General features: G+C 50.7%; 38 protein-coding genes, 1 tRNA gene and 1 rRNA gene. 34 read left to right on the forward strand and 6 right to left on the reverse strand.

What is annotated here, in order from left to right:
* Window positions 1–4 precede the first annotated feature (4 nt).
* The 26 genes from rpsS to AAEY27_RS02235 all read left to right on the forward strand — a co-directional run bounded on the left by rpsS (window position 5) and on the right by AAEY27_RS02235 (window position 12,106).
* Window positions 5–283 carry a 30S ribosomal protein S19 gene (rpsS, locus tag AAEY27_RS02110; RefSeq protein ID WP_001138115.1) on the forward strand — a complete coding sequence of 93 codons (279 nt, stop codon included), beginning with the start codon at window positions 5–7 and terminating at the stop codon, window positions 281–283.
* A gap of 14 nt (window positions 284–297) precedes the next feature.
* Entirely contained in the window at window positions 298–630 is a 333-nt protein-coding gene (gene rplV / locus AAEY27_RS02115; protein ID WP_002919773.1) for a 50S ribosomal protein L22, read from the forward strand.
* A gap of 17 nt (window positions 631–647) precedes the next feature.
* Window positions 648–1,349, forward strand: coding sequence for a 30S ribosomal protein S3 (gene rpsC / locus AAEY27_RS02120; RefSeq protein ID WP_000529945.1), 702 nt, complete (start codon window positions 648–650; stop codon window positions 1,347–1,349).
* A 12-nt stretch (window positions 1,350–1,361) separates the two neighbouring features.
* The gene (gene rplP, locus AAEY27_RS02125) at window positions 1,362–1,772 is read left to right on the forward strand and encodes a 50S ribosomal protein L16 (protein ID WP_007369814.1); all 411 of its coding nucleotides are present in this window, start codon (window positions 1,362–1,364) and stop codon (window positions 1,770–1,772) included.
* Window positions 1,772–1,963, forward strand: coding sequence for a 50S ribosomal protein L29 (gene rpmC, locus AAEY27_RS02130; RefSeq protein ID WP_004388609.1), 192 nt, complete (start codon window positions 1,772–1,774; stop codon window positions 1,961–1,963). Before rplP ends, rpmC begins: the two co-directional genes overlap by 1 nt.
* On the forward strand, window positions 1,963–2,217 hold the full coding sequence (gene rpsQ, locus AAEY27_RS02135; RefSeq protein ID WP_003031120.1) for a 30S ribosomal protein S17: 255 nt from the start codon (window positions 1,963–1,965) through the stop codon (window positions 2,215–2,217). Before rpmC ends, rpsQ begins: the two co-directional genes overlap by 1 nt.
* A 165-nt stretch (window positions 2,218–2,382) precedes the next feature.
* On the forward strand, window positions 2,383–2,754 hold the full coding sequence (gene rplN / locus AAEY27_RS02140) for a 50S ribosomal protein L14 (RefSeq protein ID WP_004388611.1): 372 nt from the start codon (window positions 2,383–2,385) through the stop codon (window positions 2,752–2,754).
* 10 nt (window positions 2,755–2,764) lie between these two features.
* On the forward strand, window positions 2,765–3,079 hold the full coding sequence (gene rplX / locus AAEY27_RS02145; protein WP_007369816.1) for a 50S ribosomal protein L24: 315 nt from the start codon (window positions 2,765–2,767) through the stop codon (window positions 3,077–3,079).
* 14 nt (window positions 3,080–3,093) lie between these two features.
* Window positions 3,094–3,633 (forward strand): 50S ribosomal protein L5, encoded by a 540-nt coding sequence (gene rplE, locus AAEY27_RS02150; protein ID WP_074780829.1) that lies wholly within the window; start codon window positions 3,094–3,096, stop codon window positions 3,631–3,633.
* A 14-nt stretch (window positions 3,634–3,647) separates the two neighbouring features.
* Window positions 3,648–3,953 carry a 30S ribosomal protein S14 gene (rpsN, locus tag AAEY27_RS02155; RefSeq protein WP_007369817.1) on the forward strand — a complete coding sequence of 102 codons (306 nt, stop codon included), beginning with the start codon at window positions 3,648–3,650 and terminating at the stop codon, window positions 3,951–3,953.
* A 33-nt stretch (window positions 3,954–3,986) separates the two neighbouring features.
* Complete coding sequence (gene rpsH, locus AAEY27_RS02160; RefSeq protein WP_342323310.1) at window positions 3,987–4,379, forward strand: 30S ribosomal protein S8; 393 nt, start codon at window positions 3,987–3,989, stop codon at window positions 4,377–4,379.
* Window positions 4,380–4,391: 12 nt separating this feature from the next.
* The gene (rplF, locus tag AAEY27_RS02165; protein WP_342323311.1) at window positions 4,392–4,925 is read left to right on the forward strand and encodes a 50S ribosomal protein L6; all 534 of its coding nucleotides are present in this window, start codon (window positions 4,392–4,394) and stop codon (window positions 4,923–4,925) included.
* A gap of 9 nt (window positions 4,926–4,934) precedes the next feature.
* On the forward strand, window positions 4,935–5,288 hold the full coding sequence (gene rplR, locus AAEY27_RS02170; protein WP_017460073.1) for a 50S ribosomal protein L18: 354 nt from the start codon (window positions 4,935–4,937) through the stop codon (window positions 5,286–5,288).
* Window positions 5,289–5,302: 14 nt separating this feature from the next.
* The gene (gene rpsE / locus AAEY27_RS02175) at window positions 5,303–5,803 is read left to right on the forward strand and encodes a 30S ribosomal protein S5 (protein ID WP_007369821.1); all 501 of its coding nucleotides are present in this window, start codon (window positions 5,303–5,305) and stop codon (window positions 5,801–5,803) included.
* A gap of 6 nt (window positions 5,804–5,809) precedes the next feature.
* Window positions 5,810–5,989 carry a 50S ribosomal protein L30 gene (gene rpmD / locus AAEY27_RS02180; protein ID WP_079805475.1) on the forward strand — a complete coding sequence of 60 codons (180 nt, stop codon included), beginning with the start codon at window positions 5,810–5,812 and terminating at the stop codon, window positions 5,987–5,989.
* Window positions 5,990–5,992: 3 nt separating this feature from the next.
* Window positions 5,993–6,427, forward strand: coding sequence for a 50S ribosomal protein L15 (gene rplO / locus AAEY27_RS02185; protein ID WP_342323312.1), 435 nt, complete (start codon window positions 5,993–5,995; stop codon window positions 6,425–6,427).
* Between the two features lie 7 nt (window positions 6,428–6,434).
* Window positions 6,435–7,766 carry a preprotein translocase subunit SecY gene (secY, locus tag AAEY27_RS02190; RefSeq protein WP_007369823.1) on the forward strand — a complete coding sequence of 444 codons (1,332 nt, stop codon included), beginning with the start codon at window positions 6,435–6,437 and terminating at the stop codon, window positions 7,764–7,766.
* 30 nt (window positions 7,767–7,796) lie between these two features.
* The gene (gene rpmJ / locus AAEY27_RS02195) at window positions 7,797–7,913 is read left to right on the forward strand and encodes a 50S ribosomal protein L36 (protein ID WP_000868187.1); all 117 of its coding nucleotides are present in this window, start codon (window positions 7,797–7,799) and stop codon (window positions 7,911–7,913) included.
* 146 nt (window positions 7,914–8,059) lie between these two features.
* On the forward strand, window positions 8,060–8,416 hold the full coding sequence (rpsM, locus tag AAEY27_RS02200) for a 30S ribosomal protein S13 (RefSeq protein ID WP_023479435.1): 357 nt from the start codon (window positions 8,060–8,062) through the stop codon (window positions 8,414–8,416).
* 16 nt (window positions 8,417–8,432) lie between these two features.
* Window positions 8,433–8,822: a 30S ribosomal protein S11 gene (gene rpsK / locus AAEY27_RS02205; protein WP_002919257.1), complete on the forward strand. Its 390-nt coding sequence runs from the start codon at window positions 8,433–8,435 to the stop codon at window positions 8,820–8,822.
* Between the two features lie 34 nt (window positions 8,823–8,856).
* On the forward strand, window positions 8,857–9,477 hold the full coding sequence (gene rpsD, locus AAEY27_RS02210; RefSeq protein WP_000135224.1) for a 30S ribosomal protein S4: 621 nt from the start codon (window positions 8,857–8,859) through the stop codon (window positions 9,475–9,477).
* A gap of 25 nt (window positions 9,478–9,502) precedes the next feature.
* On the forward strand, window positions 9,503–10,492 hold the full coding sequence (locus tag AAEY27_RS02215; protein ID WP_007369825.1) for a DNA-directed RNA polymerase subunit alpha: 990 nt from the start codon (window positions 9,503–9,505) through the stop codon (window positions 10,490–10,492).
* Between the two features lie 40 nt (window positions 10,493–10,532).
* A complete protein-coding gene (rplQ, locus tag AAEY27_RS02220) occupies window positions 10,533–10,919 on the forward strand; it encodes a 50S ribosomal protein L17 (RefSeq protein WP_002919206.1) in 387 nt (128 codons plus the stop codon).
* A 108-nt stretch (window positions 10,920–11,027) separates the two neighbouring features.
* A complete protein-coding gene (locus tag AAEY27_RS02225) occupies window positions 11,028–11,396 on the forward strand; it encodes a DUF1992 domain-containing protein (protein ID WP_342323313.1) in 369 nt (122 codons plus the stop codon).
* Window positions 11,397–11,404: 8 nt separating this feature from the next.
* Window positions 11,405–11,836 (forward strand): Zn(2+)-responsive transcriptional regulator, encoded by a 432-nt coding sequence (gene zntR / locus AAEY27_RS02230; RefSeq protein WP_342323314.1) that lies wholly within the window; start codon window positions 11,405–11,407, stop codon window positions 11,834–11,836.
* 57 nt (window positions 11,837–11,893) lie between these two features.
* A complete protein-coding gene (locus AAEY27_RS02235) occupies window positions 11,894–12,106 on the forward strand; it encodes an alternative ribosome-rescue factor A (RefSeq protein WP_342323315.1) in 213 nt (70 codons plus the stop codon).
* Here AAEY27_RS02235 and mscL read toward each other — a convergent pair.
* The 5 genes from mscL to def all read right to left on the reverse strand — a co-directional run bounded on the left by mscL (window position 12,103) and on the right by def (window position 16,873).
* Window positions 12,103–12,516, reverse strand: a complete 414-nt coding sequence (gene mscL, locus AAEY27_RS02240) for a large-conductance mechanosensitive channel protein MscL (protein WP_342325437.1) — start codon at window positions 12,514–12,516, stop codon at window positions 12,103–12,105. The genes AAEY27_RS02235 and mscL overlap by 4 nt on opposite strands.
* Before the next feature lie 143 nt (window positions 12,517–12,659).
* A complete protein-coding gene (trkA, locus tag AAEY27_RS02245) occupies window positions 12,660–14,036 on the reverse strand; it encodes a Trk system potassium transporter TrkA (protein WP_342323316.1) in 1,377 nt (458 codons plus the stop codon).
* 22 nt (window positions 14,037–14,058) lie between these two features.
* Window positions 14,059–15,348 (reverse strand): 16S rRNA (cytosine(967)-C(5))-methyltransferase RsmB, encoded by a 1,290-nt coding sequence (gene rsmB / locus AAEY27_RS02250; RefSeq protein ID WP_342325439.1) that lies wholly within the window; start codon window positions 15,346–15,348, stop codon window positions 14,059–14,061.
* Between the two features lie 46 nt (window positions 15,349–15,394).
* Entirely contained in the window at window positions 15,395–16,342 is a 948-nt protein-coding gene (gene fmt, locus AAEY27_RS02255) for a methionyl-tRNA formyltransferase (RefSeq protein ID WP_342323317.1), read from the reverse strand.
* Window positions 16,343–16,363: 21 nt separating this feature from the next.
* Entirely contained in the window at window positions 16,364–16,873 is a 510-nt protein-coding gene (gene def, locus AAEY27_RS02260) for a peptide deformylase (protein WP_007369833.1), read from the reverse strand.
* A 130-nt stretch (window positions 16,874–17,003) separates the two neighbouring features.
* Here def and dprA point away from each other — a divergent pair, with 130 nt between their 5' ends.
* From dprA to AAEY27_RS02290, 6 genes are read left to right on the forward strand one after another with little or no spacing between them, the layout of a single operon-like run.
* A complete protein-coding gene (gene dprA, locus AAEY27_RS02265) occupies window positions 17,004–18,128 on the forward strand; it encodes a DNA-protecting protein DprA (RefSeq protein ID WP_342323318.1) in 1,125 nt (374 codons plus the stop codon).
* Window positions 18,100–18,573, forward strand: a complete 474-nt coding sequence (gene smg, locus AAEY27_RS02270) for a DUF494 family protein Smg (RefSeq protein ID WP_342323319.1) — start codon at window positions 18,100–18,102, stop codon at window positions 18,571–18,573. The genes dprA and smg overlap by 29 nt, the downstream gene beginning before the upstream one ends.
* A gap of 26 nt (window positions 18,574–18,599) precedes the next feature.
* Window positions 18,600–19,157 (forward strand): DNA topoisomerase family protein, encoded by a 558-nt coding sequence (locus AAEY27_RS02275; protein ID WP_342323320.1) that lies wholly within the window; start codon window positions 18,600–18,602, stop codon window positions 19,155–19,157.
* A complete protein-coding gene (tsaC, locus tag AAEY27_RS02280; RefSeq protein ID WP_342323321.1) occupies window positions 19,147–19,719 on the forward strand; it encodes an L-threonylcarbamoyladenylate synthase type 1 TsaC in 573 nt (190 codons plus the stop codon). The genes AAEY27_RS02275 and tsaC overlap by 11 nt, the downstream gene beginning before the upstream one ends.
* Before the next feature lie 4 nt (window positions 19,720–19,723).
* Window positions 19,724–20,542: a shikimate dehydrogenase gene (gene aroE, locus AAEY27_RS02285; RefSeq protein ID WP_342323322.1), complete on the forward strand. Its 819-nt coding sequence runs from the start codon at window positions 19,724–19,726 to the stop codon at window positions 20,540–20,542.
* Window positions 20,539–20,796, forward strand: coding sequence for a DUF1488 domain-containing protein (locus tag AAEY27_RS02290; RefSeq protein ID WP_342323323.1), 258 nt, complete (start codon window positions 20,539–20,541; stop codon window positions 20,794–20,796). Before aroE ends, AAEY27_RS02290 begins: the two co-directional genes overlap by 4 nt.
* On the opposite strand, the gene AAEY27_RS02295 is transcribed toward AAEY27_RS02290, so the two are convergent.
* Window positions 20,772–21,326: a gamma carbonic anhydrase family protein gene (locus tag AAEY27_RS02295; RefSeq protein ID WP_342323324.1), complete on the reverse strand. Its 555-nt coding sequence runs from the start codon at window positions 21,324–21,326 to the stop codon at window positions 20,772–20,774. The genes AAEY27_RS02290 and AAEY27_RS02295 overlap by 25 nt on opposite strands.
* Window positions 21,327–21,798: 472 nt before the next feature.
* Here AAEY27_RS02295 and AAEY27_RS02300 point away from each other — a divergent pair.
* Both AAEY27_RS02300 and AAEY27_RS02305 read left to right on the forward strand, forming a co-directional pair.
* Window positions 21,799–23,340: ribosomal RNA gene (locus AAEY27_RS02300) — 16S ribosomal RNA — on the forward strand.
* Between the two features lie 85 nt (window positions 23,341–23,425).
* Window positions 23,426–23,501 (forward strand) — tRNA-Glu (locus AAEY27_RS02305).
* The last annotated feature ends 102 nt before the right edge of the window (window positions 23,502–23,603 follow it).

A 23,603-nucleotide genomic window follows, 5' to 3' on the forward strand; every position in this document is an offset into this window, starting at 1 on the left:
AGCCATGCCACGTTCTCTCAAGAAAGGTCCTTTTATTGACCTGCACTTGCTGAAGAAGGTAGAGAAAGCGGTGGAAAGCGGAGACAAGAAGCCCCTGCGCACTTGGTCCCGTCGTTCAACGATCTTTCCTAACATGATCGGTTTGACCATCGCTGTCCATAATGGTCGTCAGCACGTTCCGGTATTTGTTTCCGACGAAATGGTCGGTCACAAACTGGGTGAATTCGCACCGACTCGTACTTATCGCGGCCATGCTGCTGATAAAAAAGCGAAGAAGAAATAAGGTAGGAGGAAGAGATGGAAACTTTAGCTCAACATCGCCATGCTCGTTCTTCTGCTCAGAAGGTTCGCCTTGTTGCTGACCTGATTCGCGGTAAGAAAGTGTCGCAGGCCCTGGATATTCTGACCTACACCAATAAGAAAGCGGCTGTACTGGTCAAGAAAGTTCTGGAATCTGCCATTGCTAACGCTGAACACAACGATGGCGCTGACATTGACGATCTGAAAGTTGCGAAAATTTTCGTAGACGAAGGCCCGAGCATGAAGCGCATTATGCCGCGTGCGAAAGGTCGTGCAGATCGCATCCTGAAGCGCACCAGCCACATTACTGTGGTTGTGTCCGATCGCTGAGACTCTGGAGACTAGCAATGGGTCAGAAAGTACATCCTAATGGTATTCGCCTGGGTATTGTAAAACCATGGAACTCTACTTGGTTTGCGAACACCAAAGAATTCGCTGACAACCTGGACAGCGACTTTAAAGTACGTCAGTACCTGACTAAGGAACTGGCTAAAGCGTCTGTATCTCGTATCGTTATCGAGCGTCCGGCTAAAAGCATTCGTGTAACCATTCACACTGCTCGCCCGGGTATCGTTATCGGTAAGAAAGGTGAAGACGTTGAAAAACTGCGCAAGGTCGTAGCGGATATCGCTGGCGTTCCTGCACAGATCAATATCGCCGAAGTTCGTAAACCTGAACTGGACGCAAAACTGGTTGCTGACAGCATCACTTCTCAGCTGGAACGTCGTGTTATGTTCCGTCGTGCTATGAAGCGTGCTGTACAGAACGCCATGCGTCTGGGCGCTAAAGGTATCAAAGTTGAAGTTAGCGGCCGTCTGGGCGGCGCTGAGATCGCACGTACCGAATGGTACCGTGAAGGTCGCGTTCCGCTGCACACTCTGCGCGCTGACATTGACTACAACACCTCCGAAGCGCACACCACTTACGGTGTAATCGGCGTAAAAGTGTGGATCTTCAAAGGTGAGATCCTTGGTGGTATGGCTGCAGTTGAACAACCGGAAAAACCGGCTGCTCAACCTAAAAAGCAGCAGCGTAAAGGCCGTAAATAAGGAGCGTCGCTGATGTTACAACCAAAGCGTACAAAATTCCGTAAAGTGCACAAAGGCCGCAACCGTGGTCTCGCGCAGGGCACGGATGTGAGCTTCGGCACTTACGGTCTGAAAGCTGTTGGCCGTGGTCGTCTGACCGCTCGTCAGATCGAAGCAGCACGTCGTGCTATGACTCGTGCTGTTAAGCGTCAGGGTAAGATCTGGATCCGTGTATTCCCGGACAAACCGATCACCGAGAAGCCGCTGGAAGTTCGTATGGGTAAAGGTAAAGGTAACGTGGAGTATTGGGTTGCCTTGATTCAACCGGGTAAAGTCCTGTATGAAATGGACGGTGTTCCGGAAGAGCTGGCCCGTGAAGCCTTCGAGCTGGCAGCAGCAAAACTGCCGATTAAAACCACCTTTGTAACTAAGACGGTGATGTAATGAAAGCAAAAGAGCTGCGTGAAAAGAGCGTTGAAGAGCTGAACACCGAGCTGCTTAACCTGCTGCGCGAGCAGTTCAACCTGCGTATGCAGGCTGCAAGTGGCCAGCTGCAACAGACTCACCTGTTGAAGCAAGTGCGTCGTGATGTCGCACGAGTTAAGACTTTACTGACTGAGAAGGCGGGTGCGTAATGACCGATAAAATCCGTACTCTGCAAGGTCGTGTTGTTAGCGACAAGATGGAGAAATCCATTGTTGTAGCTATCGAACGTTTCGTGAAACACCCGATCTACGGTAAATTCATCAAACGTACGACTAAACTGCACGTACATGACGAGAACAACGAATGCGGTACTGGTGACGTGGTTGAAATCCGCGAATGCCGTCCGCTGTCCAAGACCAAGTCCTGGACGCTGGTTCGCGTTGTAGAGAAAGCGGTTCTGTAATACAGTACGCGTTCTCAAACGAATAAACGGCTCAGCGATGAGCCGTTTATTTTTTCTACCCATATCTAGGAAGCGGTGTTATAATGCTGCGCCCCCGATATGGGGCTTTTTATCGACCCTGATTCTGGGGTCTTCAGTAGTAGTTGACATTAGCGGAGCACTGAAATGATCCAAGAACAGACTATGCTGAACGTCGCCGACAACTCCGGTGCACGTCGCGTAATGTGTATCAAGGTTCTGGGTGGCTCGCACCGTCGCTACGCAGGCGTAGGCGACATCATCAAGATCACCATCAAAGAAGCAATTCCGCGTGGTAAGGTCAAAAAAGGTGATGTGCTGAAGGCGGTAGTGGTGCGCACCAAGAAGGGTGTTCGTCGCCCTGACGGTTCTGTCGTTCGCTTCGATGGCAATGCTTGTGTTCTTTTGAACAACAACAGCGAGCAGCCAATCGGTACGCGTATTTTTGGGCCGGTTACTCGTGAACTTCGTTCTGAGAAGTTTATGAAAATCATCTCTCTGGCACCAGAAGTACTCTAAGGAGCGAATCATGGCAGCTAAAATCCGTCGTGATGACGAAGTTATCGTGTTAACCGGTAAAGATAAAGGTAAGCGCGGTAAAGTAAAAAATGTCCTGTCTTCCGGCAAGATCATTGTTGAAGGTATCAACCTGGTTAAAAAACATCAGAAGCCGGTTCCGGCCCTGAACCAACCGGGTGGCATCGTTGAAAAAGAAGCTGCAATTCAGGTTTCTAACGTTGCGATCTTCAATGCGGCAACCGGCAAGGCCGACCGTGTAGGCTTTAGATTCGAAGACGGCAAAAAAGTCCGTTTCTTCAAGTCTAACAGCGAAACTATCAAGTAATTTGGAGTAGTACGATGGCGAAACTGCATGATTACTACAAAGACGAAGTAGTTAAGAAACTCATGACTGAGTTTAGCTACAATTCTGTCATGCAAGTCCCTCGGGTCGAGAAGATCACCCTGAATATGGGTGTTGGTGAAGCGATCGCTGACAAGAAACTGCTGGATAACGCAGCAGCTGACCTGGCAGCAATCTCCGGTCAAAAACCGTTGATCACCAAAGCGCGCAAATCTGTTGCGGGCTTCAAAATCCGTCAGGGCTATCCGATCGGCTGTAAAGTGACTCTGCGTGGCGAACGCATGTGGGAGTTCTTTGAGCGCCTGATCACTATTGCTGTACCTCGTATCCGTGACTTCCGTGGCTTGTCCGCTAAGTCTTTCGACGGTCGTGGTAACTACAGCATGGGTGTCCGTGAGCAGATTATCTTCCCAGAAATCGACTACGATAAGGTCGATCGCGTGCGTGGTTTGGATATTACCATTACCACTACTGCGAAATCTGACGAAGAAGGCCGTGCTCTGCTGGCTGCCTTTGACTTCCCGTTCCGCAAGTAAGGTAGGGTTACTTCATGGCTAAGCAATCTATGAAAGCACGCGAAGTTAAACGCGTAGCTTTAGCTGAAAAATACTTCGCGAAACGCGCTGAACTGAAAGCGATCATTTCTGATGTGAACGCTTCCGACGAAGATCGTTGGAACGCTGTTCTCAAGCTGCAGAGTCTGCCGCGTGATTCCAGCCCGTCTCGTCAGCGTAACCGCTGCCGTCAAACTGGTCGTCCGCATGGTTTCCTGCGGAAGTTCGGGTTGAGCCGTATCAAGGTCCGTGAATCCGCAATGCGCGGTGAAATCCCGGGTCTGAAAAAGGCTAGCTGGTAATTGTCACCAATTGAATCACGGGAGTAAAGACAGATGAGCATGCAAGATCCGATCGCGGATATGCTGACCCGTATCCGTAACGGTCAGACCGCGAACAAAGCTGCGGTCACCATGCCTTCCTCCAGGCTGAAAGTGGCAATTGCCAACGTGCTGAAGGAAGAAGGTTTTATTGAAGATTTCAAAATTGAAGGCGACACCAAGCCGGAACTGGAAGTAACTCTTAAGTACTTCCAGGGTAAAGCTGTGGTAGAAAGCATTCAGCGTATCAGCCGCCCAGGTCTGCGCATCTATAAGAAAAAAGATGAGCTGCCGAAAGTTATGGGTGGTATGGGTATCGCAGTTGTTTCTACCTCTAAAGGTGTTATGACTGATCGTGCAGCGCGCCAAGCTGGTCTTGGTGGCGAAATTATCTGCTACGTAGCCTAATCGGAGGAAACAATGTCTCGTGTTGCTAAAGCACCGGTCGTTATTCCTGCCGGCGTTGACGTTAAACTCAACGGTCAGGTTATCACGATCAAAGGTAAAAACGGCGAGCTGACTCGTACTCTCAACGATGCTGTTGAAGTTAACCAAGCAGACAATGCTCTGACTTTCGGTCCGCGTGATGGTTACGTAGACGGTTGGGCTCAGGCTGGTACCGCGCGTGCCCTGCTGAACTCAATGGTTATCGGTGTTACCGAAGGCTTCACTAAGAAGCTGCAGCTGGTTGGTGTAGGTTACCGCGCAGCGGTCAAAGGGAATGTAGTAAACCTGGCACTGGGTTTCTCTCATCCTGTTGACCATCAACTGCCGGCCGGTATCACTGCAGAATGCCCGACTCAGACTGAAATCGTACTGAAAGGTGCGGATAAACAGCTGATCGGTCAGGTTGCAGCAGATCTGCGCGCCTACCGTCGTCCTGAGCCTTATAAAGGCAAGGGTGTTCGTTACGCCGACGAAGTCGTGCGTACCAAAGAGGCTAAGAAGAAGTAAGGTAACACTATGGATAAGAAATCTGCTCGTATCCGTCGTGCGACCCGCGCACGCCGCAAGCTCAAAGAGCTTGGTGCGACCCGCCTGGTGGTACATCGTACCCCGCGTCATATTTACGCCCAGGTAATCGCATCGAATGGTTCTGAAGTTCTGGTAGCTGCTTCTACTGTAGAAAAAGCTATCTCTGAACAACTGAAGTACACCGGTAACAAAGACGCGGCCGCAGCTGTAGGTAAAGCTGTTGCTGAACGCGCTCTGGAAAAAGGCATTAAAGATGTGTCCTTTGACCGTTCCGGGTTCCAATATCATGGTCGCGTCCAGGCACTGGCAGATGCTGCCCGTGAAGCTGGCCTTCAGTTCTAAGGTAGAGGTGTAAGATGGCTCACATCGAAAAACAAGCTGGCGAACTGCAGGAAAAGCTGATCGCGGTTAACCGCGTATCTAAAACCGTTAAAGGTGGTCGTATTTTCTCCTTCACAGCTCTGACTGTTGTTGGTGATGGTAATGGTCGCGTTGGTTTTGGTTACGGTAAAGCGCGTGAAGTTCCGGCAGCGATCCAGAAAGCGATGGAAAAAGCCCGTCGCAATATGATTAACGTCGCGCTGAACCACGGCACCCTGCAGCACCCGGTTAAGGGTACTCACACGGGTTCTCGTGTATTCATGCAGCCGGCTTCCGAAGGTACCGGTATTATTGCCGGTGGTGCAATGCGCGCCGTTCTGGAAGTCGCTGGGGTTCATAACGTTCTGGCTAAAGCATATGGTTCCACCAACCCGATCAACGTGGTTCGTGCAACTATTGATGGCCTGGAAAATATGAAGTCTCCAGAAATGGTCGCTGCCAAGCGTGGTAAATCCGTTGAAGAAATTCTGGGGTAATTGACCATGGCAAAGACTATTAAAATCACTCAAACCCGCAGTGCAATCGGTCGTCTGCCGAAACACAAGGCAACGCTGCTTGGCCTGGGTCTGCGTCGTATTGGTCATACTGTTGAACGTGAGGATACTCCTGCGATTCGCGGTATGGTCAACGCGGTTTCCTTCATGGTTAAAGTTGAGGAGTAAGAGATGCGTTTAAATACTCTGTCTCCGGCCGAAGGCTCTAAAAAGGCGGGTAAACGCCTGGGTCGTGGTATCGGTTCTGGCCTCGGTAAAACCGGTGGTCGTGGTCACAAAGGTCAGAAGTCTCGTTCTGGCGGTGGCGTACGTCGCGGTTTCGAAGGTGGTCAGATGCCTCTGTACCGTCGTCTGCCGAAATTCGGTTTCACTTCGCGTAAGTCAATGATTACGGCAGAAATTCGTCTGTCCGATCTGGCTAAAGTAGAAGGCGACGTAGTAGACCTGAACACGCTGAAAGCGGCTAACATTATCGGCATCCAGATCGAGTTCGCGAAAGTGATCCTGGCTGGTGAAGTAGCTCGTCCGGTAACTGTTCGTGGCCTTCGTGTGTCTAAAGGCGCTCGTGCTGCTATCGAAGCTGCTGGCGGTAAAATTGAGGAATAAGTAGCAGATGGCTAAACAACCGGGATTAGATTTTCAAAGTGCCAAGGGTGGAATTGGCGAACTGAAACGCAGACTGCTGTTTGTTATCGGTGCGTTGATTGTGTTCCGTATTGGCTCTTTTATTCCGATCCCTGGTATTGATGCCGCTGTACTTGCCAAACTGCTTGAGCAACAGCGTGGCACCATCATTGAAATGTTTAACATGTTCTCTGGTGGTGCTCTCAGCCGTGCTTCTATCTTTGCTCTGGGTATTATGCCGTATATTTCGGCATCAATTATTATCCAGCTGTTAACGGTCGTTCATCCGGCCCTGGCGGAGTTGAAGAAAGAAGGGGAGTCTGGTCGTCGTAAGATCAGCCAGTACACCCGTTACGGTACTCTGGTGTTGGCCATATTCCAGTCGATCGGTATTGCTACCGGTTTACCGAATATGCCTGGTATGCAAGGTCTGGTAATGAATCCAGGCTTTGCATTCTATTTCACCGCTGTTGTGAGTCTGGTTACAGGAACAATGTTCCTGATGTGGCTCGGTGAACAGATTACTGAACGCGGTATCGGTAACGGTATCTCGATCATTATCTTTGCCGGCATTGTGGCGGGTCTTCCGCCAGCCATTGCCCATACTATCGAGCAAGCGCGTCAAGGCGACCTGCACTTCCTCCTGTTGCTGTTGGTTGCAGTATTAGTATTCGCAGTGACGTTCTTTGTTGTTTTCGTTGAACGTGGTCAACGCCGCATTGTGGTGAACTACGCGAAACGTCAGCAAGGCCGTCGTGTCTATGCTGCTCAGAGCACACATTTACCGCTGAAAGTGAATATGGCGGGGGTAATCCCGGCAATCTTCGCTTCCAGTATTATTCTGTTCCCGGCTACCATCGCGTCATGGTTCGGGGGCGGTACTGGTTGGAACTGGCTGACAACAATTTCGCTGTATTTGCAGCCTGGGCAACCGCTTTATGTGTTACTCTATGCGTCTGCAATCATCTTCTTCTGTTTCTTTTACACGGCGTTGGTTTTCAACCCGCGTGAAACAGCAGATAACCTGAAGAAGTCCGGTGCATTTGTACCAGGAATTCGTCCGGGAGAGCAAACGGCGAAGTATATCGATAAAGTAATGACCCGTCTGACTTTGGTCGGTGCGCTCTATATTACTTTTATCTGCCTGATCCCGGAGTTCATGCGTGATGCAATGAAAGTACCGTTCTACTTCGGTGGGACCTCCCTGCTTATCGTTGTTGTCGTGATTATGGACTTTATGGCTCAAGTGCAAACTCTAATGATGTCCAGTCAGTATGAGTCTGCATTGAAGAAGGCGAACCTGAAAGGCTACGGCCGTTAATGGTCGCCCGAGAAGTTACGGAGAGTAAAAATGAAAGTTCGTGCTTCCGTCAAGAAATTATGCCGTAACTGCAAAATCGTTAAGCGTGATGGCGTCATCCGTGTGATTTGCAGTGCCGAGCCGAAGCATAAACAGCGCCAAGGCTGATTATTTCGCATATTTTTCTTGCAAAGTTGGGTTGAGCTGGCTAGATTAGCCAGCCAATCTTTTGTATGTCTGTACGTTTCCATTTGAGTATCCTGAAAACGGGCTTTTCAGCATGGAGCGTGCAAGTAAAATTATAGGAGTGCATAGTGGCCCGTATAGCAGGCATTAACATTCCTGATCAAAAACATGCTGTGATCGCATTAACTTCGATCTACGGTGTCGGCAAAACCCGCTCTCAAGCCATTCTGGCTGCCGCGGGCATCGCTGAGAATGTTAAGATCAGTGAGCTGTCTGAAGAACAAATCGACACGCTGCGTGACGAAGTTGCCAAATTTGTCGTTGAAGGTGATCTGCGCCGTGAAGTTAGCATGAGCATCAAGCGCCTTATGGACCTTGGTTGCTATCGCGGTTTGCGTCATCGTCGTGGTCTCCCGGTTCGCGGTCAGCGTACCAAGACCAACGCACGTACCCGTAAGGGTCCGCGCAAACCGATCAAGAAATAATCGGGGTGATTGAATAATGGCAAAGGCACCAATTCGTGCACGTAAACGTGTAAGAAAACAAGTCTCTGACGGCGTGGCTCATATCCATGCTTCTTTCAACAACACCATCGTTACTATTACTGATCGTCAGGGTAACGCGCTGGGTTGGGCAACAGCCGGTGGTTCCGGTTTCCGTGGTTCTCGTAAATCCACTCCGTTTGCAGCTCAGGTTGCAGCAGAGCGTTGCGCTGAAGCCGTAAAAGAATACGGCATCAAGAATCTGGAAGTTATGGTTAAGGGACCGGGTCCGGGCCGCGAATCTACCATTCGTGCTCTGAACGCCGCTGGTTTCCGCATCACTAATATTACTGATGTGACTCCGATCCCTCACAACGGTTGTCGTCCGCCGAAAAAACGTCGCGTATAACGCGGTCGTTTTCTAGGATTGTTGGAGAAAGAAAATGGCAAGATATTTGGGTCCTAAGCTCAAGCTGAGCCGTCGTGAGGGCACAGACCTGTTCCTTAAGTCTGGCGTTCGCGCGATCGATACCAAGTGTAAAATTGAACAAGCTCCTGGCCAGCACGGTGCGCGTAAACCGCGTCTGTCTGACTATGGTGTGCAGTTGCGTGAAAAGCAAAAAGTTCGCCGTATCTACGGTGTGCTGGAGCGTCAGTTCCGTAACTACTACAAAGAAGCAGCACGTCTGAAAGGCAATACCGGTGAAAACCTGTTGGCTCTGCTGGAAGGTCGTCTGGACAACGTTGTATACCGTATGGGCTTCGGTGCCACTCGTGCAGAAGCACGTCAGCTGGTCAGCCATAAAGCAATCATGGTAAACGGTCGTGTTGTTAACATCGCTTCTTATCAGGTTAGTCCGAATGACGTGGTTAGCATTCGTGAGAAAGCGAAAAAGCAGTCTCGCGTGAAAGCCGCTCTGGAGCTGGCTGAGCAGCGTGAAAAGCCAACCTGGCTGGAAGTTGATGCTGGCAAGATGGAAGGCACGTTCAAGCGTAAGCCGGAGCGTTCTGATCTGTCTGCGGACATTAACGAACACCTGATCGTCGAGCTTTACTCCAAGTAAAGCTTAGTACCAAAGAGAGGACACAATGCAGGGTTCTGTGACAGAGTTTCTAAAACCGCGCCTGGTAGATATCGAGCAAGTGAGTTCGACGCACGCCAAGGTGACCCTTGAGCCTTTAGAGCGTGGCTTTGGCCATACTCTGGGTAACGCACTGCGCCGTATTCTGCTCTCATCGATGCCGGGTTGCGCGGTGACTGAGGTTGAGATTGATGGTGTACTTCATGAGTACAGCACCAAAGAAGGCGTTCAGGAAGATATCCTTGAAATCCTGCTCAACCTGAAAGGGCTGGCGGTGAGAGTTCAGGGTAAAGATGATGTTATTCTTACTCTGAATAAATCTGGCATTGGCCCTGTGACCGCAGCCGACATTACCCACGACGGTGATGTCGAAATCGTCAAGCCGCAGCATGTGATCTGCCACCTGACCGATGAAAACGCATCTATCAATATGCGTATCAAAGTTCAGCGCGGGCGTGGTTATGTGCCGGCGTCTGCCCGAATTCATTCGGAAGAAGATGAGCGCCCGATCGGCCGTCTGCTGGTTGATGCGTGCTACAGCCCTGTAGAGCGAATTGCCTATAATGTTGAAGCAGCACGTGTTGAACAGCGTACCGACCTGGACAAGCTGGTCATCGAAATGGAAACCAATGGCACAATCGATCCTGAAGAGGCGATTCGTCGTGCGGCAACCATCCTGGCAGAACAACTTGAAGCTTTCGTTGACTTACGTGATGTACGTCAGCCGGAAGTTAAAGAAGAGAAACCAGAATTCGATCCGATCCTGCTGCGCCCTGTTGACGATCTGGAATTGACTGTCCGCTCTGCTAACTGCCTTAAGGCAGAAGCTATCCACTATATCGGTGATCTGGTACAGCGTACTGAGGTTGAGTTGCTGAAAACGCCGAACCTGGGTAAAAAATCTCTTACCGAGATTAAAGACGTGCTGGCTTCACGTGGTCTGTCTCTGGGCATGCGCCTGGAAAACTGGCCGCCGGCAAGCATTGCTGACGAGTAACCGGATCACAGGTTAAGGTTTTACTGAGAAGGATAAGGTCATGCGCCATCGTAAGAGTGGTCGTCAACTGAACCGCAACAGCAGCCATCGCCAGGCCATGTTCCGTAACATGGCAGGTTCTTTGGTTCGTCATGAGATCATCAAGACGACTCTGCCGAAAGCTAAAGAGCTGCGTCGCGTAGTTGAGCCGCTGATTACTCTTGCCAAGACTGATAGCGTTGCTAATCGTCGTCTGGCATTCGCCCGCACTCGTGATAACGAGATCGTGGCAAAACTGTTTAATGAGCTGGGCCCGCGTTTCGCGAGCCGTGCCGGTGGTTACACTCGCATTCTGAAGTGTGGCTTCCGTGCTGGTGACAATGCTCCGATGGCTTACATCGAGCTGGTTGATCGCGCCGAGCCGAAAGCAGAAGCTGCTGCAGAGTAATCTGTAGTAACGTAAAAAAACCCGCCTCGGCGGGTTTTTTTATACCCTCCACATCTACACACTCCTACAATACGTGTACCTTTTTTGTTCAACCCCCGGGAGGCCATAATGTGGTTACTTGATCAGTGGGCAGAACGGCATATCCTTGATGCCCAGCAAAAGGGTGAGTTTGACAATCTTGCTGGTAGCGGCGAACCCCTCTTTTTGGATGATGATTCGCATGTCCCGAATGAGCTCCGTGCTGGATATCGTTTGTTAAAGAATGCAAGTTGCCTTCCGCCGGAGCTCGAATATCGGAAAGAAGCTGTGGCACTTATCGATCTGCTTACCAGCGTTCAAGATGATCATCCGCAATACCATGAACTTAATCGTCGATTGTCATTACTTGAGCTGAAACTACGGCAAGCAGGACTAAGCACCGATTTTCTCCGTGGGGAGTACGCAGCGCAGCTGCTACAAAAGATCAACGAGGAGTAGTAGTAACCATGTACCGCATTGGTGAAATTGCAAAAATGGCGGACGTCACCCCGGACACAATCCGTTATTACGAAAAGCAGCAGATGATGGATCATGAAGTACGAACCGAGGGTGGCTTTCGTCTCTACACCGACAAAGACCTGCAGCGCCTGAAATTCATTCGTCATGCCCGGCAATTAGGTTTTACCCTTGAGTCAATTCGCGAGCTTCTGTCGATCCGTATCGATCCAGAACACCATACATGCCAGGAATCGAAAAGCATTGTGCAAGAGCGGCTTAGCGAAGTCGAAGCGCGAATAGAAGAATTGCAGTCAATGCGCCGCTCATTACAAAAACTCAATGATGCATGTTGTGGGACAGCTCACAGCAGTGTCTATTGTTCAATTCTTGAAGCTCTGGAACAGGGAGTAGGTAGTAACCCGAATACCGTGCGCAGTTGATCTTATGAATCGGGAAGTCTACACTTCGCCCGTTTTCACATACAATCTGGAGAAATAATGAGCCGCTATCAACATACCAAAGGGCAGATTAACGATAACGCCATTGAGGCGCTACTACATGACCCGCTGTTTCGGCAACGTGTCGAGAAAAATAAGAAAGGAAAAGGGAGTTATCTGCGGAAGAATAAACATACTAAACGAGGCTTTCAGGAGGCCAGTGGCAAGCAAGCGAATCGCTTATTTACCACTGGCCTTCTTGCATCTGCTTAACTGCGATTGTTTTGCTCTTTCAGCAGATCGCGGATTTCACTCAGCAACACTTCTTCTTTACTCGGTGCCGGTGGTGTTTTCGGCTGTTCTTCATGTTTGCGTTTCAGTTTATTGATCACTTTAATCGCCAGGAAAATGGCAAAAGCGACAATGATGAAATCAAAAATATTCTGAATGAAGACGCCGTAATGCATGACGACAGCGGGTACATCTCCCTGAGCGTCACGTAATATCAGCGCAAACTGTTTAAAATCGATCCCGCCAATTAATAAACCCAATGGCGGCATAATGATATCGGCAACCAGCGATGAAACTATTTTACCGAATGCTGCACCGATAATTACACCTACTGCCAAATCGACTACATTTCCGCGCATCGCGAATTCGCGGAATTCTTTTAACATACTCATCGTTTTCTCCATGTGCTGTACGTCACAATAAGTCTAACAACATACGGAGCAATTTCCATTTGATGGCCTAAATTAGTGAGATTTCTTAGCCCCTTACAAACATAGGGAATAAAAAGGGACGCTCAATAGTGCGTCCCAAATTACTAAAGGAAGAAGGGACTGGGCTGGAATAGACGCTCAACGTCAGTGATATATTTTTTATCAGTCAAAAACATAATCACATGATCGCCCTGCTCAATGCGCAAATTATCATTGGCGATCATCACGTCATTACCACGCACTACGGCACCAATAATCGTACCAGGCGGAAGTTTAATGTCATCAATAACGCGACCGACAACCCGTGATGTCGTTTCATCACCATGTGCAACTGCTTCGATTGCTTCCGCTACCCCGCGGCGCAATGAAGAGACGCCAACTATATCCGCTTTTCGCACGTGGCTGAGCAATGCGGAAATAGTCGCTTGCTGCGGAGAGATCGCTATGTCGATCACGCTTCCCTGCACCAGATCGACATAAGCCCGTCGCTGGATGAGCACCATCACCTTTTTTGCGCCCATACGCTTGGCCAGCATCGCCGACATAATATTGGCTTCATCATCGTTGGTGACGGCAATAAACAGATCCACCTGATCAATATGCTCTTCGGCCAGCAGTTCTTGATCCGACGCATCACCATAAAAAACGATGGTATTTTGTAGTTTTTCAGCCAGCTCAGCCGCGCGCTGTTGATCGCGTTCGATCAGCTTCACGCTGTAATCCTTTTCCAACTGCTGCGCCAGCCCGGCGCCAATATTCCCGCCGCCAACCAGCATGATGCGTTTATAGGGCTTTTCCAGCCTCTGCAATTCACTCATAACAGCACGAATGTGCTGCGATGCCGCGATAAAAAACACTTCATCACCGGCTTCAACTATCGTTGAACCCTGCGGACGGATAGGACGATCGTGGCGGAAAATCGCCGCCACGCGAGTATCAATGTGCGGCATATGTTCGCGCATAGTCGAAAGCGCGTTACCGACAAGTGGGCCACCATAATACGCTTTCACCACAGCCAGGCTCACTTTGCCTTCCGCAAAATTCACCACTTGCAACGCGCCCGGATATTCAATCAGGCGATAAATACTGTCGATGACCAACTGTTCCGGCGCGATCAGATGATCGATAGGCACCGCTTCGGAGTGGAATAACTTATCCGCGTCACGCACATAATCCGGTGAACGAATACGAGCAATGCGGTTTGGTGTGTTGAACAGTGAATAGGCAACCTGACAGGCAACCATATTGGTTTCGTCTGAGCTGGTGACCGCGACCAGCATGTCCGCATCATCGGCGCCAGCTTCACGCAACACTCGCGGATGCGATCCATGCCCTTGTACGACGCGCAGATCAAATTTGTCCTGCAAAATACGCAGACGATCGCCATTGGTATCGACAACGGTAATATCGTTATTCTCTCCGACCAGGTTTTCCGCCAGCGTGCCGCCGACCTGCCCTGCACCCAGAATAATTATTTTCATCTGCTGTGACCCGTTGCCTTTATCACTGTTTGATTATCTTAGCGTAAAAGAAGCCATCACCTTCCTCCGCGCCTGGCAGATTCTGCAGCCCGGGTTGATCCAGCGTACCGGTGACACTCAGTTGCGCGTCAGGCGTGCGTTCGAGGAAAGCGGCAACCTGCTGGCTGTTCTCCTCAGGCAGGATCGAACACGTTGCGTATACCAGCGTACCGCCGGTTTTCAAATGCGGCCAGATAGCGTCGAGAATTTCCGATTGCAGCTGTGCCAGTTCAGGAATGTCGCGATCGCGGCGCAGCCATTTAATGTCAGGGTGACGACGAATAACGCCCGTTGCAGAGCAAGGGGCATCCAGTAGGATGCGATCGAATTGCTCATTTTCACACCACTGCGCGGGAAAACGTCCATCGCCTTGTTTCACCTGAGCTTTCATTCCCAAACGCTTCAGGTTGTCGTAAACACGCGATAAACGTTGTTCATCAATATCGACTGCCAATACGCTGGCTTCCGGGGCAGCTTCCAGGATATGTGTTGTCTTCCCGCCTGGTGCAGCGCAGAGATCGAGAACACGTTCGCCGTTTTGCGGTGCAAGGTATGTAATACAACCTTGGGCAGAAGCATCCTGGACGGTAACCCATCCTTCGGCAAAACCGGGAAGCGACGTTACCGGTGCGGCATTGGCCAGGCGCACAGCATCAGGGTAATTCGCATGTACAAATCCTTGCTGACCTGTTTCCTCCAGCAGCGCCAGCCAGCCGTCCCGCGTATGGTGCTGACGATTGACGCGCAACCACATTGGCGGTCGTTGATTGCTGGCATCAATAATTTGCTGCCACTGTTGTGGGTACGCTTTCTGCAAACGCTTGATCAACCATGACGGGAAGAGATATTGGCTGTCACTTTTTGCGAATTCAGCGAGTAACTCTTCCTGCTGACGTTGAAACTGTCGCAGCACGCCATTGATTAAACCCTTAAGCTGTGGGCGCTTAATGACTACCGCGCCCTCCACGGTTTCTGCCAGTGCCGCATGTGGCGGGATACGCGTATGCAGAAGTTGGTAAAACCCAACCATAATCAAATAGTGCACAGTGCGTTGTTTGCCCGTCATCGGCCGAGACATCAATTTATTGATGAGCCAGTCAAGCTGAGGCAGCACGCGCAGCACGCCAAAGCACAGCTCCTGGAGCAGTGCTTTGTCTTTGTCGGAAACTTTTTGTTGTAACGGCGGAAGAATGTTGCTGAGCGATTGCCCCTGTTCAATGACCTGTTCAACCGCCTGCGCAGCCATGCTGCGTAAATTCATTTGTTTTTTCATAGCCACAAAATAAAAATGCCCGGCAAAACCGGGCTAAAAATCAGTGTCAGGCCAGACGGTTGCCAGGGACAAACCATTCCCGCCGTGAATTTAATAGATCCTGCGCGCTCATCGCTTTTTTACCCGCAGGTTGCAGCGATTCAAGGTTCAGAATCCCATCGGCAGTAGCGACCTGAATCCCGGCTTTAGAAGCGTCAACGATCGTGCCGGGTTCAGCCTTTACAGACGTAGGAATGACGGAGGCTTGCCAGGCTTTCACCGGCTGATCATCAATCATAAACCAGCTCATTGGCCATGGGTTGAACGCGCGGATGCAGCGCTCAAGCTGGGCAGCGCTCAACGTCCAGTCCATGCGGGCTTCTTCTTTGCTGAGTTTTTCAGCATAGGTCACCAGTGCTTCGTCTTGTACGTGCGGTTGCGCGTTACCTTGCGCAAGCTGCTGCAGCGTCTCGATAAGCCCTTGCGGGCCGAGCTGTGCCAATTTGTCGTACAGCGTGGCGCTTGTATCTTCAGGCGTGATTGGGCAGGCGAGTTTGTACAGCATATCACCGGTATCCAGCCCTACATCCATTTGCATGATAGTGACGCCCGTTTCAGCGTCGCCGGCCCATAATGCGCGCTGAATAGGCGCCGCACCGCGCCAGCGTGGAAGTAATGAGCCATGTACATTGATGCAGCCAAGACGAGGCATGCTCAGCACAGCTTTTGGCAGAATCAGCCCGTAAGCGACAACGACCATGACATCAGCATTGAGGTCGGTAACGATTTGCTGATTTTCCTGCGCGCGCAAAGATACAGGCTGGAATACAGGTAACCCTTTTTCTTCCGCCAGTACTTTCACCGGGCTTGGCATTAGTTTTTTACCGCGACCGGCAGGGCGATCAGGTTGGGTAAAAACCCCAACGATCTGATGCTCAGAAGACAACAGCGCGTCAAGATGACGCGCTGCGAAGTCAGGAGTGCCGGCGAAAATAATACGTAGAGATTCTGACACGTTTATCCTTTTCTACCCGTCTTATGCACGGGCGTTCATACGATCCAGTTTTTCGACTTTCTGGCGGATACGCTGACGTTTCATCGGCGACAGGTAATCAATAAACAATTTGCCCACCAGATGATCCATTTCATGTTGGATACAAATCGCCAGCAGACCATCAGCTTCCAGTTCAAACGTTTTTCCATCACGATCCAGCGCGCGAATCTTAACTTTCTCAGCTCGTGGTACCAGTGCACGTTGCTCCGGAATAGACAGACAGCCTTCTTCGATTCCCGTTTCTCCGCTTTTTTCTAGCAGCTCCGGGTTAATCAGCACCAACTGCTCATCGCGATTTTCGGAAACATCAATAACGATAATGCGCTGATGAATATCAACTTGTGTTGCTGCGAGACCAATACCTTCTTCTGCGTACATAGTTTCAAACATATCATCGACGATACGTTGAATATCCGCATTCACTTCTTTTACCGGCTCGGCGACTTTGCGAAGGCGCTCGTCCGGAATATGTAACACATGCAAAACTGCCATAAATATCCAGAGTCGTGTTCAGGAGTTGTAAAGAATATTACCTCTATTCTAGACAAATCCCCCTCCGATTGACAGCATCAGTGACCAATCGCAAGGATCGCCAGAGCGGCTTGTGGCAGGAGAAAAAAGGATGATGTCCACGGAAATTTGGTTACGGCTGATACAGGTTGGTGACTTATGCGGAGACGAGTGGCTTAGCGCTGCGCAATGGCTGGAGAAAAATAGCGGTGTTACTGCCGCAGAGCTTCAACGTTTCGGGTTAACTGTTGCGCAAACCCGCCGCTTTTTCTCTTTGTCTGCGCGGGAGCTCGACCAGTGTCAGAGTTGGCTTACTGAGCCTCATCACCATTTGATCATCGCGAGTGATGAAGCATATCCCGCATCGCTGCGAGCTATCGTTGATTATCCCGGCGCGTTATTTGTGAAAGGCGATCTTGCTGTATTAAAGACGCAGCAACTGGCCGTGGTAGGTAGCCGAGCACATTCCTGGTATGGCGAACGCTGGGGACGCATTTTTTGTGAGACGCTTGCCCGCGCGGGTTTAACCATTACCAGCGGGATGGCATTGGGGATTGATAGCATTGCTCATCGTGCGGCAACGCATGTGCGCGGAAAAAGTATTGGTGTATTGGGTAATGGCTTATATAGCCTTTATCCGCGCAGGCATACGGCACTCGCCGCTCAATTACTGGATAATGGCGGTGCGCTTGTATCGGAGTTTCCATTGGCGGCTACACCAAAGCCGGGACACTTTCCGCGTCGTAACCGTATTATCAGCGGTCTTAGTCGTGGCGTGATGGTCGTAGAAGCTGCGTTGCGCAGCGGCTCGCTGGTAACAGCCCGACTCGCGCTTGAACAAGGTCGGGAAGTTTTTGCTTTACCCGGAGCCATCGGCAGCCCTGGGAGTGAAGGCCCCCACTGGTTATTAAAACAAGGCGCAACGCCCGTGACCTGCGCTGAAGAAATTCTTGAAAATTTGCAATACGGGCTGAATTGGGTGCAAGAAACCCGCGAAAATGCAATTTATTCTCCAGAAGACGAAAAGGTGGCATTGCCATTTCCTGAGCTCCTGGCTAACGTAGGAGATGAGGTAACACCTGTTGACGTCGTCGCTGAACGTGCCGGCCAACCTGTGCCAGTCACAGCCGCTCAATTGCTTGAACTGGAGTTAGCAGGGTGGATCGCAGCTGTACCCGGCGGCTATGTCCGATTGAGGAGGGCAAGCCATGTTCGACGTACTAATGTACTTGTTTGAGACTTACATCCATAACGAAGCTGAAATGCGTGTGGATCAGGACAAACTGGAACGGGATCTTACCGACGCCGGATTTGATCGTGAAGATATCTACAATGCACTTTTGTGGCTGGAAAAGCTGGCTGATTATCAGGAAGGCCTTGCCGAACCGATGCAGCTTGCTTCAGATCCGCTCTCATTGCGTATCTACACCGCTGAAGAGAGTGAACGGCTGGATGCCAGTTGCCGGGGATTCCTATTATTCCTTGAGCAGATTCAGGTGCTAAACCTCGAAACGCGAGAAATGGTGATTGAACGTGTGCTGGCGCTGGATACGGCAGAGTTTGAACTGGAAGACCTGAAATGGGTCATCCTGATGGTTCTCTTCAATATCCCGGGTTGCGAAAACGCCTACCAGCAAATGGAAGAATTACTCTTTGAAGTGAATGAAGGTATGCTGCACTAATCATTTTTGTAGCTTCAAGAGTCGTTATGGCCAAATCAGCGCTATTTGCGGTGCGCAACAACGAGCCCTGCCCGCAATGCGGGGCTGAACTTGTTATACGTTCCGGGAAACATGGTCCGTTTCTCGGATGTTCCCACTATCCGGAATGCGATTATGTCCGCCCCCTGAAAAGCCAAGCGGATGGACATATCGTCAAAGTTCTGGAAGGTCAGTTGTGCCCTCTTTGTGGTGCTGCGATGGTATTGCGGCAGGGGCGTTTTGGTATGTTTATCGGATGTAGCCAATATCCGGAATGTGAACATACCGAACTGATTGATAAGCCAGACGAAACCGCAATTACCTGTCCGCAATGCCAGAGCGGGCATTTGGTACAACGTCGTTCCCGATACGGTAAAACTTTCTATTCCTGCGATCGCTATCCCGATTGCCAGTTCGTCATCAATTTCAAACCTGTGGCGGGTGAATGTGCAGTCTGCCATTACCCGTTGCTTATCGAAAAGAAAACCGCGCAGGGCGTTAAGCGCTTTTGTGCCAGTAAACAATGTGGAAAGCCGGTTACGGCGGAACAAACTCGTGAAGAATAACCTGCCAACAGATCCCATCGCTTCAATGGTGGAGATCCTGAACAAAGAACACGTCATCGCTTATCCAACAGAAGCTGTCTTCGGTGTCGGCTGTGATCCTGACAGCGAAATTGCTGTGCATCGCCTCCTCGAACTGAAACAGCGGCCTGTGGATAAAGGCTTAATCCTTATTGCTGCAAATTATGAACAGCTAAAACCCTATATAGATGACAGCATGCTGGATGATGCGCAGCGTCAAGCCATCTTTGCGTGCTGGCCCGGCCCGGTAACATTTGTTTTTCCAGCTAAACCGAGTACGCCGCGCTGGTTAACAGGGCGTTTCGACTCTTTAGCTGTGCGCGTAACCGACCACCCGTTGGTGATTGAGCTGTGTGAAGCCTACGATAAGCCGCTGGTTTCGACGAGCGCTAACTTGTCTGGCTTGCCGCCCTGCAGAACCGCCCAGGAAGTAATCGAGCAATTTGGCCCGGGTTTCCCGGTGGTTGATGTCCCAACCGGTGGCCGGCAGAATCCTTCTGAAATCCGTGACGCCCTTACCGGCGAACTTTTCCGTCAGGGGTAATTGTATGGAATCTTACGTCGTCTTTGGCAATCCCATTAGCCATAGCAAATCGCCGTTTATACACCAGCAATTCGCCAGCCAACTGAACATTGAGCACTCGTATGGACGTGTTCTTGCGCCTGTGGACGACTTTGTGAATACGCTGAATGCTTTTTTTAAGGCGGGTGGCAAAGGCGCGAATATTACCGTGCCGTTTAAAGAAGAGGCGTTTGCTCGTGCCGATGAGTTGACCGAGCGCGCGGCGCTGGCGGGGGCGGTAAACACCTTAAAACGTCTTGAAGATGGCCGCTTGCTCGGTGATAACACCGATGGAATTGGTTTGTTGAGCGATTTGCAACGGCTGGCATTCATCCGTCCGGGCATTCGTATCCTTTTGGTAGGGGCGGGCGGCGCAGCGCGCGGTGTTATTCTTCCTTTACTATCGCTGGATTGTGCGGTGACCATCACGAACCGTACATATTCTCGGGCGCAAGAGCTGGCAGAACTTTTTGCTCATACGGGGAGTATTGACGCTATTGCGATGGATGCGCTGAGTGGTCATGAGTTCGATCTGATTATCAATGCGACCTCTAGCGGTATTGGTGGCGATATCCCGGCATTACCGGAAAAAATTATTCACCCCGGTCTTTATTGCTACGACATGTTCTACCAAAAAGGTAAAACGCCATTTCTTGCCTGGTGCGAAAGTTTAGGCGCAAAGCAATGTGCAGACGGTTTAGGGATGCTGGTGGGGCAAGCGGCGCACGCGGTATTGCTGTGGCATGGCGTGCTGCCAGATGTCGAACCTGTCATCGCCATGCTGAAGCAGGAACTGGAGAAATGAACCAGGCCATCCAGTTTTCGGATCGTGAGGAATGGAATGCTTCAATGCAGGCGGTGTGTTTTCCTGCTCTGGTCAATGGCATGCAGGTCATTTGTGCCATTAAAGGCGACGTGCTGGCGCAACGCTACGGTGGCGAAACGCCAGAACAATATCTGGCGCTCTTTCGTGATTATCGCTGGGATCTGGAAGAAGAGGCGGAACAACTTATCCGCCAGCAAGCAGAAGACGCTCAAGGCGTGGTCTGGCTTTCTTGATTCAAATACTCATCTTTCCACTTAACATAGTTATTGGCTGAATACCTTAACCCTTCAATTTCCGCCTCCTTCAAGGGGCGGATCTGTTTTACCGGGCTGCCTAAATAAAGAAAACCGCTTTCCAACCTTTTATTTTGAGGCACCAGGCTGCCCGCGCCGATCATGACATCATCTTCAATAATGGCACCATCAAGTAATATTGAACCCATCCCGACCAGCACGCGATTGCCAATAGTGCAGCCGTGTAGCATGACTTTATGTCCTACCGTCACATCCTCGCCAATAATCAGCGGATCGCCGTCGGGATTATAAGAAGACTGGTGAGTGACATGTAGAACGCTACCGTCCTGGATATTACTGCGTGCGCCTATCTCTACGTAATTCACATCGCCACGAATCACGACCAGCGGCCAAATACCCACATCATCAGCAATTCTGACATCGCCAATCACCACGCTGGTTGTATCAACCATTACTCGCTGACCAAGTTTGGGAAGTAAATCCTTATAAGGGCGTAAAACGCTAGACATAAATACCTCATCGAAAACAGGGCGAGATAATGACTTTGATCATTCGATCCACCTTCTGCAAGTCTTTTACGTATCATTATTTGCGCAGATCGTACGGGATCGCAGCAAAAAGAATGAAAAAACAGCAGTCAGCAAAAAAGATCGCAAAAAGACTTGTGCTAAAAATTGGGATCCCTATAATGCGCCTCCGTTGACACGACAACGTGAATCACTTCACCAGATAGTCGCTTCGACGGAAGAGAAAAAATCCTGAAATTCAGGGTTGACTCTGAAAGAGGAAAGCGTAATATACGCCACCTCGCGACAGAGCGCCAGGGCGCGTCGCAACTGCTCTTTAACAATTTATCAGACAATCTGTGTGGGCACTCAGGGGATATGGATTCTTGAACGTCGCAAGACGCTAAATGAATACCAAGTCTCACGGGTGAACACGTAATTCATTACGAAGTTTAATTCAGTGAGCATCAAACTTAAATTGAAGAGTTTGATCATGGCTCAGATTGAACGCTGGCGGCAGGCCTAACACATGCAAGTCGGACGGTAACAGGAAGCAGCTTGCTGCTTTGCTGACGAGTGGCGGACGGGTGAGTAAAGTCTGGGAAACTGCCTGATGGAGGGGGATAACTACTGGAAACGGTAGCTAATACCGCATAACGTCGCAAGACCAAAGAGGGGGACCTTCGGGCCTCTTGCCATCAGATGTGCCCAGATGGGATTAGCTAGTAGGTGGGGTAAAGGCTCACCTAGGCGACGATCCCTAGCTGGTCTGAGAGGATGACCAGCCACACTGGAACTGAGACACGGTCCAGACTCCTACGGGAGGCAGCAGTGGGGAATATTGCACAATGGGCGCAAGCCTGATGCAGCCATGCCGCGTGTATGAAGAAGGCCTTCGGGTTGTAAAGTACTTTCAGCGGGGAGGAAGGGGAAATGGTTAATAACCATTTTCATTGACGTTACCCGCAGAAGAAGCACCGGCTAACTCCGTGCCAGCAGCCGCGGTAATACGGAGGGTGCAAGCGTTAATCGGAATTACTGGGCGTAAAGCGCACGCAGGCGGTCTGTCAAGTCGGATGTGAAATCCCCGGGCTCAACCTGGGAACTGCATTCGAAACTGGCAGGCTTGAGTCTCGTAGAGGGAGGTAGAATTCCAGGTGTAGCGGTGAAATGCGTAGAGATCTGGAGGAATACCGGTGGCGAAGGCGGCCTCCTGGACGAAGACTGACGCTCAGGTGCGAAAGCGTGGGGAGCAAACAGGATTAGATACCCTGGTAGTCCACGCCGTAAACGATGTCGACTTGGAGGTTGTGCCCTTGAGGCGTGGCTTCCGGAGCTAACGCGTTAAGTCGACCGCCTGGGGAGTACGGCCGCAAGGTTAAAACTCAAATGAATTGACTGGGGCCCGCACAAGCGGTGGAGCATGTGGTTTAATTCGATGCAACGCGAAGAACCTTACCTGGTCTTGACATCCACAGAACCTGGCAGAGATGCCGGGGTGCCTTCGGGAACTGTGAGACAGGTGCTGCATGGCTGTCGTCAGCTCGTGTTGTGAAATGTTGGGTTAAGTCCCGCAACGAGCGCAACCCTTATCCTTTGTTGCCAGCGGTCCGGCCGGGAACTCAAAGGAGACTGCCAGTGATAAACTGGAGGAAGGTGGGGATGACGTCAAGTCATCATGGCCCTTACGACCAGGGCTACACACGTGCTACAATGGCGCATACAAAGAGAAGCGACCTCGCGAGAGCAAGCGGACCTCATAAAGTGCGTCGTAGTCCGGATTGGAGTCTGCAACTCGACTCCATGAAGTCGGAATCGCTAGTAATCGTGAATCAGAATGTCACGGTGAATACGTTCCCGGGCCTTGTACACACCGCCCGTCACACCATGGGAGTGGGTTGCAAAAGAAGTAGGTAGCTTAACCTCCGGGAGGGCGCTTACCACTTTGTGATTCATGACTGGGGTGAAGTCGTAACAAGGTAACCGTAGGGGAACCTGCGGTTGGATCACCTCCTTACCTGAAAGAACCTGCCCCTGCAGTGCCCACACAGATTGTCTGATGAAAAGCAGAAAGCAAGGCGTCTTGCGATTGAGACTTCAGTGTCCCCTTCGTCTAGAGGCCCAGGACACCGCCCTTTCACGGCGGTAACAGGGGTTCGAATCCCCTAGGGGACGCCACGCGTTAACTGATGAGGTTGAACCTCGCAGGGGACGCCACTTGCTGGTTTGTGAGTGAAAGTCACCGGCCCTGATATTTCAAAACTGACTTGTAAAGTCACG

This window comes from Kosakonia sp. BYX6 (assembly GCF_038449125.1).
Taxonomy (GTDB): Bacteria; Pseudomonadota; Gammaproteobacteria; order Enterobacterales; family Enterobacteriaceae; genus Kosakonia; species Kosakonia calanthes.

What these genes read in the sequence shown, in the direction of transcription:
- zntR (WP_342323314.1), top strand. Translation starts at nt 11,405, where the DNA reads ATGTACCGCATTGGTGAAATTGCAAAAATGGCGGACGTCACCCCGGAC.
- rpmD (WP_079805475.1), top strand. Translation starts at nt 5,810, where the DNA reads ATGGCAAAGACTATTAAAATCACTCAAACCCGCAGTGCAATCGGTCGT.
- def (WP_007369833.1), bottom strand. Translation starts at nt 16,873, where the DNA reads ATGGCAGTTTTGCATGTGTTACATATTCCGGACGAGCGCCTTCGCAAA.
- rpsQ (WP_003031120.1), top strand. Translation starts at nt 1,963, where the DNA reads ATGACCGATAAAATCCGTACTCTGCAAGGTCGTGTTGTTAGCGACAAG.
- rpmC (WP_004388609.1), top strand. Translation starts at nt 1,772, where the DNA reads ATGAAAGCAAAAGAGCTGCGTGAAAAGAGCGTTGAAGAGCTGAACACC.
- rplE (WP_074780829.1), top strand. Translation starts at nt 3,094, where the DNA reads ATGGCGAAACTGCATGATTACTACAAAGACGAAGTAGTTAAGAAACTC.
- trkA (WP_342323316.1), bottom strand. Translation starts at nt 14,036, where the DNA reads ATGAAAATAATTATTCTGGGTGCAGGGCAGGTCGGCGGCACGCTGGCG.
- AAEY27_RS02295 (WP_342323324.1), bottom strand. Translation starts at nt 21,326, where the DNA reads ATGTCTAGCGTTTTACGCCCTTATAAGGATTTACTTCCCAAACTTGGT.
- AAEY27_RS02235 (WP_342323315.1), top strand. Translation starts at nt 11,894, where the DNA reads ATGAGCCGCTATCAACATACCAAAGGGCAGATTAACGATAACGCCATT.
- rpsH (WP_342323310.1), top strand. Translation starts at nt 3,987, where the DNA reads ATGAGCATGCAAGATCCGATCGCGGATATGCTGACCCGTATCCGTAAC.
- rplQ (WP_002919206.1), top strand. Translation starts at nt 10,533, where the DNA reads ATGCGCCATCGTAAGAGTGGTCGTCAACTGAACCGCAACAGCAGCCAT.
- AAEY27_RS02225 (WP_342323313.1), top strand. Translation starts at nt 11,028, where the DNA reads ATGTGGTTACTTGATCAGTGGGCAGAACGGCATATCCTTGATGCCCAG.
- rplR (WP_017460073.1), top strand. Translation starts at nt 4,935, where the DNA reads ATGGATAAGAAATCTGCTCGTATCCGTCGTGCGACCCGCGCACGCCGC.
- rplO (WP_342323312.1), top strand. Translation starts at nt 5,993, where the DNA reads ATGCGTTTAAATACTCTGTCTCCGGCCGAAGGCTCTAAAAAGGCGGGT.
- rpsD (WP_000135224.1), top strand. Translation starts at nt 8,857, where the DNA reads ATGGCAAGATATTTGGGTCCTAAGCTCAAGCTGAGCCGTCGTGAGGGC.
- aroE (WP_342323322.1), top strand. Translation starts at nt 19,724, where the DNA reads ATGGAATCTTACGTCGTCTTTGGCAATCCCATTAGCCATAGCAAATCG.
- AAEY27_RS02275 (WP_342323320.1), top strand. Translation starts at nt 18,600, where the DNA reads ATGGCCAAATCAGCGCTATTTGCGGTGCGCAACAACGAGCCCTGCCCG.
- rpsE (WP_007369821.1), top strand. Translation starts at nt 5,303, where the DNA reads ATGGCTCACATCGAAAAACAAGCTGGCGAACTGCAGGAAAAGCTGATC.
- rsmB (WP_342325439.1), bottom strand. Translation starts at nt 15,348, where the DNA reads ATGAAAAAACAAATGAATTTACGCAGCATGGCTGCGCAGGCGGTTGAA.
- smg (WP_342323319.1), top strand. Translation starts at nt 18,100, where the DNA reads ATGTTCGACGTACTAATGTACTTGTTTGAGACTTACATCCATAACGAA.
- AAEY27_RS02215 (WP_007369825.1), top strand. Translation starts at nt 9,503, where the DNA reads ATGCAGGGTTCTGTGACAGAGTTTCTAAAACCGCGCCTGGTAGATATC.
- rplX (WP_007369816.1), top strand. Translation starts at nt 2,765, where the DNA reads ATGGCAGCTAAAATCCGTCGTGATGACGAAGTTATCGTGTTAACCGGT.
- dprA (WP_342323318.1), top strand. Translation starts at nt 17,004, where the DNA reads ATGATGTCCACGGAAATTTGGTTACGGCTGATACAGGTTGGTGACTTA.
- rplP (WP_007369814.1), top strand. Translation starts at nt 1,362, where the DNA reads ATGTTACAACCAAAGCGTACAAAATTCCGTAAAGTGCACAAAGGCCGC.
- rplV (WP_002919773.1), top strand. Translation starts at nt 298, where the DNA reads ATGGAAACTTTAGCTCAACATCGCCATGCTCGTTCTTCTGCTCAGAAG.
- rplN (WP_004388611.1), top strand. Translation starts at nt 2,383, where the DNA reads ATGATCCAAGAACAGACTATGCTGAACGTCGCCGACAACTCCGGTGCA.
- AAEY27_RS02290 (WP_342323323.1), top strand. Translation starts at nt 20,539, where the DNA reads ATGAACCAGGCCATCCAGTTTTCGGATCGTGAGGAATGGAATGCTTCA.
- rpsN (WP_007369817.1), top strand. Translation starts at nt 3,648, where the DNA reads ATGGCTAAGCAATCTATGAAAGCACGCGAAGTTAAACGCGTAGCTTTA.
- mscL (WP_342325437.1), bottom strand. Translation starts at nt 12,516, where the DNA reads ATGAGTATGTTAAAAGAATTCCGCGAATTCGCGATGCGCGGAAATGTA.
- rplF (WP_342323311.1), top strand. Translation starts at nt 4,392, where the DNA reads ATGTCTCGTGTTGCTAAAGCACCGGTCGTTATTCCTGCCGGCGTTGAC.
- rpsK (WP_002919257.1), top strand. Translation starts at nt 8,433, where the DNA reads ATGGCAAAGGCACCAATTCGTGCACGTAAACGTGTAAGAAAACAAGTC.
- secY (WP_007369823.1), top strand. Translation starts at nt 6,435, where the DNA reads ATGGCTAAACAACCGGGATTAGATTTTCAAAGTGCCAAGGGTGGAATT.
- rpsC (WP_000529945.1), top strand. Translation starts at nt 648, where the DNA reads ATGGGTCAGAAAGTACATCCTAATGGTATTCGCCTGGGTATTGTAAAA.
- rpmJ (WP_000868187.1), top strand. Translation starts at nt 7,797, where the DNA reads ATGAAAGTTCGTGCTTCCGTCAAGAAATTATGCCGTAACTGCAAAATC.
- rpsS (WP_001138115.1), top strand. Translation starts at nt 5, where the DNA reads ATGCCACGTTCTCTCAAGAAAGGTCCTTTTATTGACCTGCACTTGCTG.